This is a genomic window from Streptomyces sp. NPDC058240, from assembly GCF_042882135.1.
In the GTDB taxonomy this organism is placed as follows: domain Bacteria; phylum Actinomycetota; class Actinomycetes; order Streptomycetales; family Streptomycetaceae; genus Streptomyces.
Genome location: NZ_JBHVWT010000054.1, coordinates 1 through 16,394, shown reverse-complemented (window position 1 = coordinate 16,394; position 16,394 = coordinate 1). Strand labels below are relative to the sequence as shown.

Below are 16,394 nucleotides of genomic sequence, written 5' to 3'. Positions count from 1 at the left end.
AACCCCCCCACCTCAACCCCCCCTACCTTTTCTCCGGCGCTTCTTCCCCCCCCCCTTGTCGACCCACCGCGGCGCGTCTCACCCGGCGTGCTCGGGCCGTCGCGGCGCGACCGGAGTGCGTGAGCCCGAGGAACAGAACCGGCGGAGGGGAGCCGGGTCAGGCGGCGGACCTGGCGCTGCCGCCCGTCGCTGCGGCCCACTCCACCAGCAGCCGCTGGTACTGCTCCTCGTCCTCCGGGGACAGGCAGCCGCCCGAGCGCTGCCACAGGTCGCGGATCTCTTTGTTCACCACGGCGGCGGTGCGCGTGGAATCGGAGGAGCGCGGAGAACGGGACATGAATACAGGCTAAGGCCCCGATGTGACAATCAGACCCATTGGGCGTCAGGGACATCTCTCACATGTCTGTCAGGCAACGCCCGGCACCAGTCCGAGCGTCCGCAGCCCGTCGGGCCGCTCCGACACCGGCAGATGGTGCACGAACCGCACGTCACAGCCCAGCGCCGCGGCCCCGCCGTCCGCGTGCCGGTCGTCGCCGACCATCACCACATCCGCCGGATCCAGCCCGAGAAATGTGCAGGCCGTGTGGAAGAGACGTGAGTCCGGCTTCTGGACGCCGTGCTCGTACGACAGGACGTAGGCGTCGACCAGGGCGTCCAGGCCGTGCGCCCGGAAGACCGGCCGCAGGTCCCAGCCGATGTTGCTGACCACGCCGACCCGGACGCCGCTGCCGTGCAGCGCGCCGAGCACCTCCGCCGCGTCCGGGTACGGCTGCCAGGCGGCGGGCGACCGGTGCCGCTCGTACAGCGCGTCGTACAGTCCGGGATCCGGCAGGTCCACCTGCCGGGCCAGTCCGGTGTAGGCCTCCCGGTGCAGTTCCGCGCTCTCGTCACGGGTGGCCCACGCGGCGGTGAGCCGGGCGGGGACGTGCTGGGGAAGCGGGCCGCCCGGCAGCGCCCCGGCGGCCTCCAGCTCGCTCGCGTACCGCTCGAAGTCGGCCTCGCCCACCGTCACCCCCCGCTCGGCCAGGACCGCGCGCAACCAGGACCGGACCGATTCGATACGGAAGAGAGTCCCGGAGAAGTCGAAGAGCACACCCTTGATCTGCATGGCTGAGATCCTCCCCGGTGCGGGGGCGGCGCGACAAGGCCGACCGGCTCCCTCCAGGGGAATGGGGCAGGTTCAGGAACCGCGGGGCGGGCGTGGCCCGCCGCGCCGCTCGTACCGGGCGAATCCGGCGATCGAGAAGCCGACCAGGGCCGCCCCCAGCAGCCAGCCGCCCAGTACGTCGCTCAACCAGTGCACACCCAGGTAGAGCCGGGTCAGGCCCACCCCGACGACCGAGACGCACGCCACGACCAGCGCCGTCCGCCACAGCCGGGGCCCGGCGCCGTACCGGCGCAGCAGCCAGAGCAGCAGACCGCAGCTCACCATCGCCGTCATCGCGTGACCGGAGGGGAACGCCGCGTAATGCGCGGAGTCCACCGGGTCGGGCCACCTCGGCCGCGCCCGGCCGACCGCGGACTTCAGCCCCTGCTGCACCAGCGTGCCCAGCACGCACGTCGCCGCCACCCACACCGCGAGCAGCCGCGCCCCGCGCCACCACAGCACCACCACGGCCACCGCGATCAGGGCGCGCATGGTCCACGGATCCCATGCCCAGTCGGTCAGGATCCGGTTGGCGTGAACCAGGCCGGGCTCGGCCACCGCCCTGCGGTGCAGGGCGTCCGCGACGGAACGGTCCAGTGTCATCAGCGGTGACCAGCGCACGGCGACGAGGACCAGCACGATCAGTGCGAGAAGCGCGCAGACCGCACCCGTTCCGAAAGGCGTGACACGGGAACGGGAACGGGCCGGCGGGGAGAGCTGCGGGGACGGCATGGGGCGATCTTCGCGGAAGGCAGGGGGTACTGGCTATCGCAGCGCACTGAGTCCCGGGATGAAGGCCACCAGAAGCGGAACCACCGGCACCAGTGCAGCAGCCGCGGTCAGCCGGAGCCGACGGCCCGCGGTGAGCCGATTCGCCGGGGTCAGCAACCGGTTCACCCGCAGCGGCAGCTGTGCGTCCGGCGCCGGGCAGGGGCCGAACACGCCCCGGTCCTCGTTGAGTTCCACCAGGGCCAGGGCGATCGTCAGCCGTCCGAAACGCTTCGAGGCCACATCGTCCGCGGCCAGTTCGACCAGCCGGTGCATCTCGTCGCGGAAGGCCGCGAACACCGGCACCTGCGGAAACCCGGTCGCGAGCGCGCCGGAACAATGCAACAGCCAGTCGTGCCGCGCGTTCGCGTGCCCCTGCTCATGGGCCAGCACCGCATCCAACTGACGGCCTTTCAGACGCCTGAGTGCCGTGGTGGTGATGACCAGTTGAGGCGCGGCACCCGGCAGCCACCAGGCATCCGGACGCTCTCCCTCCAGGACGACGAGACGACCGCTGCCGGGCTCCTCACCGGGCATCAGCGGGGCACGCACCAGCAACTCGGCACGCCGTCGCCCACGACGGACCTGGGCCCGGTGGATCTCCCGGGTCAGCATCACCGCCGACCAGACCCCGCCGAGCGCCAGCAGCACGGCCATGGCGGCCGACCACCGTCCGTGCCCGCCCAACGCGTACGCCTCCACCACGGCATGCGGAGCCGGTGCGAACACATGCCCGCGCACTGCCTGCCAGGCAGCGGCCGCGCTGAACGTCATGGAGAGTGCGAAGGAGAGCAACACCCCGGCCACCACGCACTGCCACACCCACAACGCCACCACGGGCTCGCGCTCCGGCCACCGCACCCTGGCCATCAGCCGCGGGGTCAGGACGGCGGCCAGTGCACCGAGCAGCAGCAGTGCGAGGGAGACCAACATGGCGTCAGCCTATGAGGGGCGCGGTACCCACGGGTATGGCTGTGCACGGCAAGTGACGCACACCACGGTTTGCCCGGCCGGCTGTCTCACAGGGTGAGCAGCATCGCGAACATGGCCATCCCCATCGTCAGCCGGCAGGCGAGCGCCAGCTCGGGCCGCATGGCCCAGGCGCTCCCGGCGGGGCCACCGCCCCCGCCCGCCGTGGTGGTGGCGGCCACCGGTATCAACCGGGCCCCCGACCGCAGCACGTACACCGCGTAGTAGGCCAGCAGCAGCCCGGTCAGCAGGGGTACGCCCCCGGCCGTCGCTGCGGCCCCGTGGCCCGTGTGCCCGCCGTGCGCCGAGCCACCGCCCGGTGCCATCGTCAGAGCCATGTAGACCATCGCCGAGGACCCGACCAGGTGGTGCAGATGGTGCCTGCTGCGCCGGGAGAACCACAGCGCCCGCAGCGAAGCCGCGCCGAACAGCGCCGCGTACACCCCCCACGCCCACGTGGGGGGTGTCATGACGGCCGCCGGCAACGCCATGGCCGCCATGCCGAAACCCATCAGCGCCTCCGCGCGCGCCGTCCTGCGCCCCTCCCCGGATTCGCCGCGGGTGCGCAGCAGGCAGTACGCACCCGTCGTCGCGCACAACGCCATCAGCAGCCAGCCCGACATCGCCGGTCCGTGCACAGCGCACCTCCCCCAATTGCCGCACGCTCCAGATCGATGCCCGGACAGGGACCGTCGTACGCAGCGCACTGAGGTACAAGGGGAGCGCGCGGAGGGAGTGTTCCCGCCGCGCGCTGTGCTTCCGCCCCCTCGTCAGCCGAGCGTGAGGGACTTGAAGGCGCGTGCCTGCTCGGTGATGGCGCGCTCCGTGGGCAGCCGTTCCATGGACGAGGCGCCGAAGAAACCGGCGATCCCGGAGGTGTGGTCCAGGACGTAACGGGCGTCCTCGGGTTCGGCTATCGGCCCGCCGTGGCAGAGCACGATGATGTCGGGATTGACGCGCTTAGCCGCGTCGTGCATGTCCTGCACGGCGGCGGCGGCCTGATCGAGGGTGAGCGCGGTCGAGGCGCCGATGGATCCCTTGGTGGTCAGCCCCACGTGCGGGACGAGCACATCGGCACCCACCCGCGCCATTTCGGCGGCCTGCTCGGGGTCGAACACATAGGGCGCGGTGAGCAGATCGCGTTCGTGGGCCTGGCAGATCATGTCGATCTCCAGGCCGAAGCCCATGCCGGTCTCTTCGAGGTTCTCGCGGAACTTGCCGTCGTACAGACCGACGGTGGGGAAGTTCTGTACGCCGGTGAAGCCGACGCCCTTCAGCTGGTCGAGGAAGTTGCCCATGATCCGGAACGGGTCGGTGCCGCACACCCCGGCGAGCACGGGGACGTCCCGCACCACGGGCAGGACCTCGCCCGCCATGTCGAGCACGATGGCGTTGGCGTCGCCGTAGGGCAGCAGACCCGCCAGCGAACCCCGGCCGGCCATCCGGTACCGGCCGGAGTTGTAGATGATCAGCAGATCGACGCCGCCGGCCTCCGCACACTTGGCGGACAGGCCGGTGCCTGCGCCTGCGCCGATGACGGCCTGGCCGGCCCGGACCTGCTCGGTCAGGCGGGCCAGGGCTTGCTTGCGGTTCACGGATGGGCTCCTTGTTCGGTCGGTGTGTTCTCGCTGCTCGGACGCTCGGGGCTCAGATGTTCGGGTGCGAACGGCCCCGGGCGGTGATCAGTTGATGGAGGTGGTCGGCGGCGGCGACGGCGAACGACGGGTCGTTGAGGTGGGCGCCGATCTCACGCAGATCGACGGCGCTGCCCCGCAGGGCCGTGCGCAGGGACGCCAGACCGGCCGCGTCGGCCTCCGGGTCGTGGAAGGGGCCGCCCGGGGCGTCCACGGCGGAGACGCCGCCCAGCGGCCAGAGGATCGCCGTCGGGCCGTGTGCCGAGGCCAGCTTCTGCCCCATGGAGGCGCCGAGTTCGGCCATCTCGTCGGCCGTGGTGCGCATCAGTGTGACGGTGGGGTTGTGCACGAGGAGATGGCGTTCGGCGAAGCGTTCCGGAACGGTGTCGGCGGCGCCGAAGTTGACCATGTCCAGCGCGCCGGGCGCGACCACCTGCGGCAGGCCCGCCCGGCCTGCCGCGGTGAGCCGGTCGGGGCCGGCGCTCAGCACGCCGCCGACCAGATCGTCCGCGAGCTCGGTGGTGGTCAGGTCCAGGACACCGGCGAGGAACCCGCCCGCGGCGAGCTTCTCCAGTGCCCGGCCACCCGCACCGGTGGCGTGGAAGACCAGGACCTCGTAGCCGAGCTCGTCCAGCCGCTGCCGGGCGGCGTCGACCGCGGCAGTGGTGACGCCGAACATGCTGGCGCCGATCAGCGGACGCCCCTGGGGCTCCGACCGCTTCAGGTTCCGCTCGTGGTGGATGGCCATGCCGGCCGCCGAGGCCGCCGCGTTGCCCAGGATCTGCGACGACACGGAATTGATGCCCGCCACGTCGACCACGCTGTACATCATGGTGATGTCGCTGCTGCCCACGTACGGCGACACGTCCCCGCTGGCCATGGTGGACACCAGCACCTTCGGAACGCCGATGGGCAGCGCCTGCATGGCACGCGCGGCGATGAACGACCCTCCGCTCCCGGCCACGGCCAGCACCGCGTGCAGCTGTCCCTCGCGGTGCAGATCACCGACGATCCGTTCGACCCCCTCGGCCATGGCGGTCACTGCCGCACCGCGGTCCCCGGCGGCGCGCAGTGCCGCCAGGCCGTGCCCGGCGCGGCGCGCCACGGCGGCGGCGTCGATGTCGCCCGTGGGAGTGCCCACGGGCGACGGCATCACCCCGGCATCGACGAGCACCACGTCGCATCCCGATTCACGAAGCCGCGCCGAGAGCCACGCGTACTCCGCCCCCTTGGTGTCCAGTGTCCCGACGAGCACCACGGTCGCCATGTTCCTGCTCCTTTGCAACGGCGTTCTCCCGATCATGTGCGAGCCGCCGGAGGGCGGCAAAGACCACTTGACGGCAATTGGCCTGCGGCGGGCGATGATGGGGTCATGGACCGGATTCCTCCCACCCGGCTGTCCCGACTGCTGACCGGGTGGTCCAAGGACGGCACGGGCGCGATGCCGCAACTGCTGGCGGAGGCGCTGCGCGAGCTGGCGCAGCGCGGGGACGTGGCACCGGGCACGGTGCTGCCCTCGCAACGCGCCCTGGCGACGGCGCTGGGGGTCAGCCGCAGTACGGTGACCGCCGCGTACGGCCTGCTGGAGGCCGAGGGGTGGCTGGAGAGCCGGCAGGGCAGCGGCTCCCGGTTGCGGGGTTCGGGCGCGATGGGCGAGCCCGCGACCGAGGGACGGCTGGCCAGCTTCGGGACCAGGGACGGCGGCATCGACCTGTCCAGCGGCGCGTTGGACGGCCTGCCCGCGGTCGCGACGGCGGTCGGCGACCTGTCCGCCGGCGACCTCACCGCCGCGCTGACCGGCGACGGCTACCTCCCGTACGGGCTGCCCGAGCTGCGCGAGGGCATCGCCGAGTACCACCGGTCGGCGGGCCTGCCTACCGCTCCGGAACAGATCCTGGTCACCGCCGGATCCCAGCAGGCCGTCTGGCTGATCACCCAGGGCCTGGTCGAGCCCGGTGACACGGTGATCGTGGAGGACCCGACCTACCGAGGCGCCCTCGAAGCGCTGCGCGCCCGCGGCGCCCGGCTGGTCCCGCTGCCCGCGGACGGGGCCCACGGCGCCCGCGCACTGGCCCGGCTGGCCGGCCACGTCCGGCCGCGCCTCGTCTATCTGCAGCCGTCCCTCCACAACCCCACCGGCCGCGGCATGGACGAGCCCACCCGCCGCGCCTGGGCCGCCGTACTGGCCGAACAGGGCCTGTACACGGTGGAGGACAACGCCTACGCCGAACTGTCCCTGCACCACGACGCCGCGCCGGTCTCCCTGGCCGGCCTGCTGCCGCCCGCCGCCACGGCCACCGTCGGCACCCTCTCCAAGCTCTTCTGGGGCGGCCTCCGGCTGGGCTGGATCCGCGCCTCCACCACGGTCATCCGCCGCCTGGCCGACATCAAGAGGTCCGTCGACCTGTCATGCCCGGTGGTGGACCAGATGCTGGCCGTGAAACTGCTCCGGCAACTGCCCGAGGCCCGGACCAGGCGCCGCTCCCGGCTGCGTGAACGGCTGACGGAGACCGAACGACTCCTGCGCGACCGGAACACCGGCTGGCGATGGGAACGGCCCGACGGGGGCTCCGCCCTCTGGGTGGAGATGCCGGGCGCCGACGCCGAGGCCACCGCCCAGCTGGCCCGCCGCGCGGGCGTACTGATCGTCCCCGGCCCGGCCTTCTCCGCCGTGGACGGCTTCCGCCACCACGTGCGCCTCCCGTTCGCCGACCACGACGGCGGCCTGGAGAAGGCCCTGCCCGTGCTCGTCGACTGCGCGGAGCGAAGCCGCGCCCCGCACTGACGGCGTCGCCGCCGGCCGGGCCTAGGGCCTGTCCGGCGGATCAGGGTCGGACAGACCCTAGGGGCGATACCGCAGCGGATGATCCGCCGGTACTTCCACCATCACGATCCGGTGTCCGTCCGGATCGCGGATCCACATCTCGACCAGCCCCCACGGCTCGCGCACCGGCTCCCGCAGCACCTCGACGCCGCAGGCCGACAGCTCTTCGTGCGCCGCCCGCACGTCCGCGACCTGCATCCACAGTTCGAGACCGGGCACCGGCGGCTCGGCGGCGCGTCCGGACACCTCCAGGAAGCCCCCGCCGAGGAAGTAGACCATGCCCCGCTCGGGGCCGGTGCCGAACTCGCGGTAGACGGGCAGCCCGAGGGACTCCCCGTAGAAGATCCGTGATTGCTCGGGATCGGCCGGGCGCAACAGGATCCGGCTGCTCAGCACATGAACCATGTATCCGAATCTAGTTCGGGACACCCGGGTTACGCTGCTCCGGCACGGTCTGCAGCAGAGAAACGGAGAGCCACCGCCATGGACATAGCCCCCGCCCAGGACCCGGGACAGCTGACCTTCCGCGACGCGGCCGACGCCGATGTGCCCGTACTGGTGACGTTGATCGAGTCGGCGTACCGCGGGGACTCCAGCCGGGCCGGATGGACCACCGAGGCGGACCTCCTGCAGGGGCAGCGGACGGACCCGGACGGTGTGCGACAGGTTCTTCGAGCGCCCGGCAGCCGGCTGCTCGTGGTGGAGCGCGACGGTGCGCTCATCGCCTGCTGCCAGCTCGAACACCGCGGCGATGCCGCCTACTTCGGGATGTTCGCGGTCCGTCCCGAACTGCAGGGTGCGGGCCTCGGCAAGGTGATCATCGCCGAGGCCGAGCACACCGTCCGGGAGAGCTGGGGGGTGAGCGAGATGCACATGACCGTGATCTCGGTGCGCGAGGAGCTGATCGCCTGGTACGAGCGGCGCGGCTACCGCCGTACGGGAAAGCTCAGCCCGTTCCCGTACGGCGACGAGCGCTTCGGCGTTCCGCAGCGCGACGATCTCGCCTTCGAGCTGCTGGTCAAGGACCTGGCCCGACCCGCGGGACAGCTCCAGGGCCGGTGATCAGGCGGTGAAGCGGCCGGCGCGGCGGATCTCGGGGTAGTCGGTGGTCGCGCCGTCCAGCCGCAGGGCGCGTGCCAGCCGCAGATGGTCCTGGGTGTTCACCACCCAGCCGATGACCTTCAGCCCCTCGGCGTGCGCCTGTTCGGTCACCTCCAGGGTGAGACGGCGGATGTTCAGTGCCAGCGTCGCCGCACCCACCGCCTTCGCCCGGTCCACCACATCGCCCTGCCAGCGGCTCGCGATGAGCACGGTCCGTACCCCCGGCACCAGCCGGGCGATCTCGGCCACCGCCTCGTCGTGGAACGAGGACACCTCGACCCGGTCGGTGAGATCGCGTCGCAGCATCACCTCGGCCAGCGCGCGGGCCGCGGCCGCGTCCTTGATCTCGGCCTGGACGGGGGATCGTACGGCGTCGAGCACCTCCTCGAAGACCGGTACCCGCTCGCCCTGTCCGGCATCGAGTTCACGCAGTTCGGACAGGGTCTTCTCATTGATCGGCCCCTTGCCGTCCGTCGTACGGTCCACATCGGCGTCGTGCATGACGGCCAGCGCGCCGTCCTTGCTCAGATGAAGGTCCAGCTCGATCGCGTCCATTCCGGCCCGTTCGGCGTGGACGAACGAGCGCAGGGTGTTCTCCGGCTCGACACCCATCACTCCGCGATGTCCGATGGTGAGAAAAGACAAGGCAACCCGCTTCCGTCGACGGCGTCTTCCGTGTGCGGCTCCTACCCACGAGGCACTACGGCATTACGGCAATCCGGCAGCCTAACGGCCTCCGGAGCGGAGCGGTGGGCGGACACCCGCGGCGGGCGCCCAGCCGATGGAAGTGACTTCCGGAGACGTTCCTCACAGGAAAAATCGCGGTGACCATGGGGGTCGGCAGGATAATTTTCTGGGGCCCACTTGTCTCAAGGAACCGCACATGGATACGGTTGCTTAACGCGAGGTTCTCCCGTGGAGGAAGTGCTATGACGGAAATTCTTGTGCAGGAAGCCGCCGCAGGCGGCATAGCTACGGATCAGCGGGTGGTCGATCATCCCGCCTGGCCCGCGCTCAAGAATGCCGTGGAGGAGATCCGCCCCTGGCAGTCGAAGGACGGTTCCATCGACTTCGAGGCCGAGGGCGCGCCGTCCCCGGAGGCCGCCCGGTCGACGCTCGACCGCGTGATCGCCTCAGTCGAGGAGCTCTCCCCGCTGCTTCCGCACGACGCCGCGTACCACCGTGCCCTCGCCGCGGACCTGCGTCGCTGGGCCACGGACGGTTTCGGCGTGCCGGACTTCCTCGACTCGCTGCTCGCCTTCCAGCCGGCCAGGGACCGCACCGACGGGCTCCAGCACCTGGTCGTCTTCGCGATGTACACGCAGAACGGCAACCCGGACCGCAACCTCGAAGCGGTCGTGCTGCGGATGGTCTGGCCCGAGTGGCTGGCCGAGCTCGAAGCGACCCGTTACGACAACCCGCTGTTCTGCGGCATCACCTTCGAGGGCTTCACCGCGGGTTACGACACCAACTCCGCCGTGCTCTTCCCGGAGACCGTCGCCGTGCGCGAGGCCCCCGAGCGCTTCAGCTGGGGCGGCATCTTCTGCGACCGCGAGGCGGCCCGCTTCCGCCGGGTCACCGAGGCATCGGTCGAACTGCTCGGCGTCGAGCTGCCCGACGACATCCGGGAGATGGTCGCCGACCAGCAGCGCTGCGAGCAGGCCTTCGTGCTCTGGGACATGGTCCACGACCGGACGCACAGCCACGGCGACCTGCCCTTCGACCCCTTCATGATCAAGCAGCGCCAGCCGTTCTGGATGTACGGCCTCGAAGAGCTCCGCTGCGACCTCACCGCCTTCAAGGAGGCGGTGAAGCTGGAGGCCGACGGCTTCGCCCAGGGCCGCGACGTGCAGTACGCCGTGCTGTTCGACCGGATGTTCCGCTTCCCCGTCACCGGCGAGCGCGTCCGGAACTACGACGGCCTCGGCGGCCAGCTGCTCTTCGCGTACCTCCACAAGCACGACGTGGTCCGCTGGACCGACAACACCCTGAAGATCGACTGGGACCGGGCCCCGCAGATCACCAACCAGCTCTGCGCCGAGATCGAGAAGCTCTACCGCGACGGCATCGACCGCCCCAAGCTCGTCCACTGGTTCGCCGCGTACGACCTGGTCTCGACCTACCTCGCCCCGCACCCCGGCTCCCGCTGGGCCAAGGGCCCCGACGCCCTGGACCTGTCGCAGCCGCCGCGTAAGCTCGTCGACGATGTGCTTCCGGACGAGTTTCCCCTGAGCATGTTCTATGAGGCGCTCTCCAAGAAGCTGAAGAACGTGATCGCCTCGACCAAGGGGATCACCGCCGCGGATGCCGAGCGGGCAGCCGCGTGAGCGCCGGGTCTGAGGAGGCGGTGGCCATGAACGGAAACGGCAGGGGCAACGGGAGCGGCGCTCTCGAAGGTGCCGTGATCGCGGTCGCCGGGGCCGCGGGCCCGGCCGGCAGGGCCGCGCTGCTGAGGCTCGCAGAGGCCGGTGCGACCGTCGTCGGCTCCGACGCGGACGCCACCCGCCTGGCCGAGGCGGTCGACGCCGCGCGCTACGCCCACGGCGGCGCCACCGTCACCGGTGACACGGTCGATCTGCTGGACCTCGGTGCCACCCGTGAATGGGCGGCCAAGACCGAGAAGGATTTCGGCCGGATCGACGGTCTGGTCCACCTCGTCGGCGGCTGGCGCGGCAGCGCGAGCTTCGCCGAGACCGACCTCGCCGACTGGAACCTGCTGGAGAAGCTGCTGATCCGTACGGTCCAGCACACCTCGCTGGCCTTCCAGGAGGGTCTCCAGCGCAGCGATCGGGGTCGCTATGTGCTGATCAGCGCGGCCGGGGCGAGCAAGCCCACCGCGGGAAACGCGGCCTATGCCGCGTCGAAGGCGGCGGCCGAGGCCTGGACGCTCGCGCTCGCGGACGCGTTCCGCAAGGCGGGGGGCGACGAAGGGCCGAGGACCGCGGCTGCGATCCTGATCATCAAGGCACTGGTGCACGACGCGATGCGCGCCGAGCGCCCGAATGCGAAATTCGCGGGCTTCACCGACGTCAAGGAGCTGGCCGATGCCATCGCCGGCGTCTGGGACCGGCCCGCCCCGGAAGTGAACGGAAAGCGCCTGTGGCTGACCCCACAACCGTAAGGACTGACGCGCGGCGCCACCACGACCCGCAGATCCGCGGCTTCGCCAGCGACAACTACGCGGGCACGCACCCGGAGATCCTCGCAGCCCTCGCCCTTGCCAACGGCGGTCACCAGATCGCCTACGGCGAGGACGAGTACACCGAGCACCTCCAGCGCGTCATGCACAGTCACTTCGGCCCCACCGCCGAAGCCTTCCCGGTGTTCAACGGAACCGGCGCCAACGTCGTCTCCCTCCAGGCGATGACCGACCGCTGGGGCGCGGTGATCTGCGCCGAGTCCGCCCATATCAATGTGGACGAGGGCGGCGCCCCGGAGCGGGTGGGCGGCCTCAAGCTGCTCACCGTGCCCACCCCGGACGGCAAGCTCACCCCCGAGCTCATCGACCGGCAGGCTTACGGCTGGGACGACGAGCACCGTGCCATGCCGCAGGTCGTCTCGATCACCCAGAACACCGAGCTGGGCACGGTCTACACACCCGACGAGATCCGCGCCATCTGCGACCACGCCCACGGACTCGGCATGAAGGTCCATCTGGACGGGGCCCGGATAGCCAACGCCGCGGCGTCGCTGGACGTACCGATGCGTACGTTCACCAACACCGTCGGCGTCGACGTCCTGTCCTTCGGCGGCACGAAGAACGGGGCGATCTTCGGCGAGGCCGTGGTCGTCCTGAACCCGGACGCCGTCCGGGCCATGAAGCACCTGCGCAAGCTGTCGATGCAGCTCGCGTCGAAGATGCGCTTCGTCTCCGTACAGCTGGAGGCGCTGCTCGCCGGCGACCTGTGGCTGCGCAACGCCCGGCATGCCAACGCGATGGCCCAGCGGCTCGCCGAGGGGGTGCGCGCGGTGGACGGCGTGGAGATCCTCCACCCGGTCCAGGCCAACGCCGTATTCGCCCGACTGCCCCACGAGGTGAGCGAGCGGCTGCAGAAGCGCTTCCGCTTCTACTTCTGGGACGAGGCGGCCGGCGATGTGCGCTGGATGTGCGCCTTCGACACCTCGGAGGACGACGTCGACGCGTTCGTCCTCGCCCTGAAGGAAGAAATGGCGAAGTAGCCAAAGCTGAATGAATATGCGGCCGATCGGAAAGTCATTGACACCCGGTCGGTCGCATACTTACGCTCGGCGGCCATGGAGCTGATCCAGCAGGTCCCTGAGCTTTCCGCCTATCTCGCCGCCGACGAGGTCATCGACCACGAGCACCCGCTGGTGCGGGAGACAGCCGCCGAGCTCCGTGGCGCCACCGCCGACGCATACGCATACGCGGCCGCCGCCTATGCCTTGGTACGCGACAGCGTCGTGCACTCCGCCGATTCCGGCGACATGCGGGTCGCCTGGCGCGCCTCCGACGTCCTCGCGACGCGCAACGGCATCTGCCATGCCAAGTCCCACGTCCTGGCCGCCCTCCTGCGCGCGGCGGGCATCCCGGCCGCCCTCTGCTACCAGGGGCTCGCTGCTGACGACGGCGGCCCCGGGCCCGTGCACGGACTGATCGCGGTCCGACTGCCCGGCCGCGACCGCTGGGACCGTCAGGACCCCCGGGGCAACAAGCCAGGCGTCGACGCGCAGTTCTCGCTCGACGAGGAGCGGCTGGCGTGGCCCGTCCGTCCGGAGGCCGGAGAAGTGGACTACCCCGTCCTCTACGCGGCGCCGCACCCGGCGGTCCTGCGCGGCCTGCGGTCCGCCGAGAACCGCGCACAGCTGCGGCACACCCTTCCCACGGCGCTCTGAGTCGGGAGGCCGCCCCCCCGGGCGCGGATCATCGTCCGCACCCCGGAGTGACGTTTCGGCCGTGACCGCGGACCGGCCGCGTCAGCTCTTCTCCCGCACCTCGGCGGGGGTCGGGGCCGTACCGCCGAGGTGGGCGGGCACCCACCAGGTGTCGCTCGCGTCCTTCGGGCGCACGGGATAGGCGCGCTGGGCCGCCTCCAGGAGCTCCTGGACCCGCTCCCGCAGCCGCCGGGTGATCGCGCCCGCGTACTGGTCGGTGGGTGCCTCCACCGGCTCGCCGATCCGGATCGTCACCGGCACGTGATTGCGCTTGAAATTGCGCGGCCGGCCCTTGGTCCACAGCCGCTGTGTCCCCCACAGCGCCATCGGGATCAGCGGTACGCCGGCCTCCTGGGCCAGCCGGGCGGCGCCCGACTTGAAGCTCTTCAGCGTGAACGACTCCGAGATGGTGGCCTCGGGAAACACGCCGACGATCTCGCCGGAGCGCAGCGAGGCGAGCGCGTGCGCATACGCGTCCTCGCCCTGCTTGCGGTCGACGGGGATGTGCTTCATGCCGCGCATCAGCGGTCCGGAGACCTTGTGCCGGAAGACCGATTCCTTCGCCATGAAGCGGACGAGCCGCTTCTGCGGCAGGGCCGCGAGCCCGGTGAAGATGAAGTCCAGATAGCTGATGTGGTTGCTTACCAGTACCGCGCCACCGGTCTTCGGGATGTGCTCGGAACCCTGGGTGTCGATCTTCAGGTCAAGCGCCTTGAAAAGCGTACGAGCGGCGCCGATGACCGGCCGATAGACGAGTTCTGCCATCTGGGGAAGACCCTTCTTCAGCGCCTGAGGAGGGTTCTCCCGGCGGAAGTTACGCAGCCGTAGGTTTGCGGCATTGCGCCGATCGTGCCCCATGCGCGACGCGGTGGCCAGTCTCCGAGGGCTCGGGGCGCGAGATTCTCGTCACGTGGAACCTCCGGGAATGTCTCGCGGGCCGGTGGCGCTGACCTCTTGCGATGAGCTCTGACAGGAGGCCGAGGGTGGACGGGCAGACATATGGGGGACCGCTGGACGCGGCCCGGCTCGGCGCGCAACTGGGGGAGCGGGCCACCCTCGTGCAGTTCTCCAGCGCGTTCTGCCAGCCCTGTCGGGCGACCCGCCGCACGCTTGTCGAGGTGGCGCGCATGGTGGACGGCGTGGCCCATGTCGAGATCGACGCCGAGGCGTGTCTCGCTCTGGTGCGGGAGCTGGGGATCAGCCGGACGCCGACCGTTCTGGTCCTCGACGCCGCCGGCCGGATCGTCCGCCGGGCCGTCGGGCAGCCGCGCACCGTCGACGTGATCGCCGCGCTGGGGCAGGCGATGTGACGGACCGTGACGCATCTCCCACATTGCGGAACACTCTTGACTGCACCCACCACGCATCGTCAGTCTGACGTTATGCCGCCGGAACTCCTTCTCTACGGCCGGGTCCACGTGGATCTCGCCCGCAACGCGAGTGCGCGCTGTCCGGGTGCCTGAGCAACCACGGCCCCGTACGCCTCTTCCGCAGAAGGACATGTCCATGACGGCTTCGCCCGAGCTCGGTACCCCGCGCCAGGCTTCCCCCGAACTTCTCCGCTCGGTCTTCCGGCAGCACGCCGCCGGTGTGGCCGTGATCACCGCCGCCGGCGACCGGCCGGTCGGCTTCACCGCCACCTCCCTCAACTCCGTCGCCGCCGAGCCGCCGCTGCTCTCCTTCGGGGTCGGCACCTCGTCCTCCAGCTGGCCGGTCATGGCCGAGGCCGAGCACATCGGCGTCCACATACTCGGCGAGCACCAGCAGGAGCTGGCCGCCACGTTCGCCCGCAGCGGCGCCGACCGGTTCGGCCCGTCCACCTATTGGCGCAGTGGGCCCGAAGGAGTGCCGGTGCTCGACGGCGTACTGGCGTGGCTGGTCTGCCGCGTGGTCGCCCGTGTCCCGGCGGGGGACCACCGGATCGTGATCGCGCAGGCCGTGTTCGGCGATCCGGCCGGAGGTGGTCGTCCGCTGATCTATCACCAGGGTCGTTTCAACGCTCTGCGGGACTGACAGCGCCCAGGCGGCACTTGGGCGCAGTACGTTGGGCATATCACAGCTCCAAGCGCTTGCTCATAGGTGAGCCACTGGGTGTACTGGCTAGTAATATTTCCGGTCGGGGCGTCGGTCGCCCCGACCGGAATCCGCCCCATCAGGCGCCTATGCTGCGAGCAACAAGGCAGCCCCGGAAATGACGATGCAGTAGGAGAGCCGGCGTGAGCTTGAGGATCGTTGTCTGTGTGAAGTACGTGCCCGACGCCACTGGTGACCGGCATTTCGCCGATGACCTGACGGTGGACCGTGAGGATGTGGACGGTCTGCTGTCGGAGCTCGATGAGTACGCGGTGGAGCAGGCGTTGCGGATCGCGGACGAGGCGGACGATGCGGAGATCACCGTGTTGACGGTGGGTCCGGAGGATGCCAGGGACGCGTTGCGCAAGGCGTTGTCGATGGGTGCGGACAAGGCGGTTCACGTCGAGGACGACGATCTGCACGGCAGTGATGTGATGGGTACGTCGCTGGTGCTGGCGAAGGCGGTGGAGAAGGCCGGGTATGACCTGGTGATCGCGGGGATGGCGTCGACGGACGGGACGATGGGGGTGCTGCCGGCGGTGCTGGCGGAGCGTCTGGGTGTGCCGCAGGTGACGTTGCTGTCCGAGGTGTCGGTGCAGGACGGGGTGGTGCGGGGCCGTCGTGACGGTGACAGTGCGTCGGAGCAGTTGGAGGCGTCGTTGCCGGCGGTGGTGTCGGTGACGGATCAGTCGGGTGAGGCGCGTTACCCGTCGTTCAAGGGGATCATGGCGGCGAAGAAGAAGCCGGTGCAGTCCTGGGATCTGGGTGATCTGGGGATCGGGGCGGAGGAGGTCGGTCTGGCGGGTGCGTGGACCGTGGTGGATTCCGCTGCGCAGCGTCCGGCCCGCAGTGCGGGCACGATCGTGAAGGACGAGGGTGAGGGCGGCCGTCGGCTGGCGGAGTTCCTCGCGGGTCAGAAGTTCATCTGATCCGGTCTGCTGTCCCGTTCCGCTGTCTCCCTCTTCCTCCCCTTTCTTCTTTGCTA

The 16,394-nt window shown here is 70.6% G+C and carries 19 protein-coding genes; 9 read left to right on the top strand and 10 right to left on the bottom strand.

What is annotated here, in order from left to right; all coding sequences use genetic code 11:
• Positions 1–157 precede the first annotated feature (157 nt).
• The 7 genes from ACFVX4_RS36820 to ACFVX4_RS36790 form a co-directional block, all read right to left on the bottom strand.
• Positions 158–337 carry a hypothetical protein gene (locus tag ACFVX4_RS36820; protein ID WP_385332578.1) on the bottom strand — a complete coding sequence of 60 codons (180 nt, stop codon included), beginning with the start codon at positions 335–337 and terminating at the stop codon, positions 158–160.
• A gap of 69 nt (positions 338–406) precedes the next feature.
• Positions 407–1,108 (bottom strand): HAD family hydrolase, encoded by a 702-nt coding sequence (locus ACFVX4_RS36815; protein WP_389986340.1) that lies wholly within the window; start codon positions 1,106–1,108, stop codon positions 407–409.
• Positions 1,109–1,180: 72 nt separating this feature from the next.
• On the bottom strand, positions 1,181–1,879 hold the full coding sequence (locus ACFVX4_RS36810; protein WP_389986337.1) for a phosphatase PAP2 family protein: 699 nt from the start codon (positions 1,877–1,879) through the stop codon (positions 1,181–1,183).
• A gap of 33 nt (positions 1,880–1,912) precedes the next feature.
• Positions 1,913–2,848: a M56 family metallopeptidase gene (locus ACFVX4_RS36805; RefSeq protein ID WP_389986334.1), complete on the bottom strand. Its 936-nt coding sequence runs from the start codon at positions 2,846–2,848 to the stop codon at positions 1,913–1,915.
• 86 nt (positions 2,849–2,934) lie between these two features.
• Positions 2,935–3,522, bottom strand: coding sequence for a DUF5134 domain-containing protein (locus ACFVX4_RS36800; RefSeq protein ID WP_389986331.1), 588 nt, complete (start codon positions 3,520–3,522; stop codon positions 2,935–2,937).
• Between the two features lie 132 nt (positions 3,523–3,654).
• Positions 3,655–4,479 (bottom strand): phosphoenolpyruvate hydrolase family protein, encoded by an 825-nt coding sequence (locus ACFVX4_RS36795; protein WP_389986328.1) that lies wholly within the window; start codon positions 4,477–4,479, stop codon positions 3,655–3,657.
• 52 nt (positions 4,480–4,531) lie between these two features.
• Positions 4,532–5,785: a Tm-1-like ATP-binding domain-containing protein gene (locus ACFVX4_RS36790; protein WP_389986325.1), complete on the bottom strand. Its 1,254-nt coding sequence runs from the start codon at positions 5,783–5,785 to the stop codon at positions 4,532–4,534.
• Positions 5,786–5,890: 105 nt separating this feature from the next.
• On the opposite strand from ACFVX4_RS36790, the gene ACFVX4_RS36785 reads away from it, so the two are divergent.
• On the top strand, positions 5,891–7,303 hold the full coding sequence (locus tag ACFVX4_RS36785) for a PLP-dependent aminotransferase family protein (RefSeq protein ID WP_389986322.1): 1,413 nt from the start codon (positions 5,891–5,893) through the stop codon (positions 7,301–7,303).
• 57 nt (positions 7,304–7,360) lie between these two features.
• Here the strand turns inward: ACFVX4_RS36785 and ACFVX4_RS36780 are convergent, their stop codons facing one another.
• Positions 7,361–7,747: a VOC family protein gene (locus tag ACFVX4_RS36780; RefSeq protein ID WP_389986319.1), complete on the bottom strand. Its 387-nt coding sequence runs from the start codon at positions 7,745–7,747 to the stop codon at positions 7,361–7,363.
• 78 nt (positions 7,748–7,825) lie between these two features.
• On the opposite strand from ACFVX4_RS36780, the gene ACFVX4_RS36775 reads away from it, so the two are divergent.
• Entirely contained in the window at positions 7,826–8,404 is a 579-nt protein-coding gene (locus tag ACFVX4_RS36775) for a GNAT family N-acetyltransferase (RefSeq protein ID WP_389986316.1), read from the top strand.
• Here the strand turns inward: ACFVX4_RS36775 and ACFVX4_RS36770 are convergent, their stop codons facing one another.
• Positions 8,405–9,055, bottom strand: a complete 651-nt coding sequence (locus ACFVX4_RS36770; protein WP_385552093.1) for a glycerophosphodiester phosphodiesterase — start codon at positions 9,053–9,055, stop codon at positions 8,405–8,407. It lies immediately after the preceding gene.
• A gap of 317 nt (positions 9,056–9,372) precedes the next feature.
• On the opposite strand from ACFVX4_RS36770, the gene ACFVX4_RS36765 reads away from it, so the two are divergent.
• From ACFVX4_RS36765 to ACFVX4_RS36750, 4 genes are all read left to right on the top strand, one after another.
• On the top strand, positions 9,373–10,770 hold the full coding sequence (locus tag ACFVX4_RS36765; RefSeq protein WP_389986313.1) for a DUF6421 family protein: 1,398 nt from the start codon (positions 9,373–9,375) through the stop codon (positions 10,768–10,770).
• A gap of 26 nt (positions 10,771–10,796) precedes the next feature.
• Entirely contained in the window at positions 10,797–11,564 is a 768-nt protein-coding gene (locus ACFVX4_RS36760; protein WP_389986310.1) for an SDR family NAD(P)-dependent oxidoreductase, read from the top strand.
• Entirely contained in the window at positions 11,543–12,622 is a 1,080-nt protein-coding gene (locus ACFVX4_RS36755) for a threonine aldolase family protein (protein ID WP_389986307.1), read from the top strand. The genes ACFVX4_RS36760 and ACFVX4_RS36755 overlap by 22 nt, the downstream gene beginning before the upstream one ends.
• Before the next feature lie 75 nt (positions 12,623–12,697).
• Entirely contained in the window at positions 12,698–13,297 is a 600-nt protein-coding gene (locus tag ACFVX4_RS36750) for a transglutaminase family protein (protein WP_389986304.1), read from the top strand.
• Positions 13,298–13,378: 81 nt separating this feature from the next.
• Here ACFVX4_RS36750 and ACFVX4_RS36745 read toward each other — a convergent pair whose 3' ends face one another.
• Positions 13,379–14,101, bottom strand: coding sequence for a lysophospholipid acyltransferase family protein (locus ACFVX4_RS36745; RefSeq protein ID WP_389986301.1), 723 nt, complete (start codon positions 14,099–14,101; stop codon positions 13,379–13,381).
• A 218-nt stretch (positions 14,102–14,319) separates the two neighbouring features.
• Between ACFVX4_RS36745 and ACFVX4_RS36740 the strand changes: the two genes are divergently transcribed.
• From ACFVX4_RS36740 to ACFVX4_RS36730, 3 genes are all read left to right on the top strand, one after another.
• On the top strand, positions 14,320–14,646 hold the full coding sequence (locus ACFVX4_RS36740) for a TlpA family protein disulfide reductase (protein ID WP_389986298.1): 327 nt from the start codon (positions 14,320–14,322) through the stop codon (positions 14,644–14,646).
• Between the two features lie 196 nt (positions 14,647–14,842).
• The gene (locus ACFVX4_RS36735; RefSeq protein ID WP_389986295.1) at positions 14,843–15,349 is read left to right on the top strand and encodes a flavin reductase family protein; all 507 of its coding nucleotides are present in this window, start codon (positions 14,843–14,845) and stop codon (positions 15,347–15,349) included.
• Between the two features lie 203 nt (positions 15,350–15,552).
• Positions 15,553–16,338 (top strand): electron transfer flavoprotein subunit beta/FixA family protein, encoded by a 786-nt coding sequence (locus tag ACFVX4_RS36730; protein ID WP_389986292.1) that lies wholly within the window; start codon positions 15,553–15,555, stop codon positions 16,336–16,338.
• The last annotated feature ends 56 nt before the right edge of the window (positions 16,339–16,394 follow it).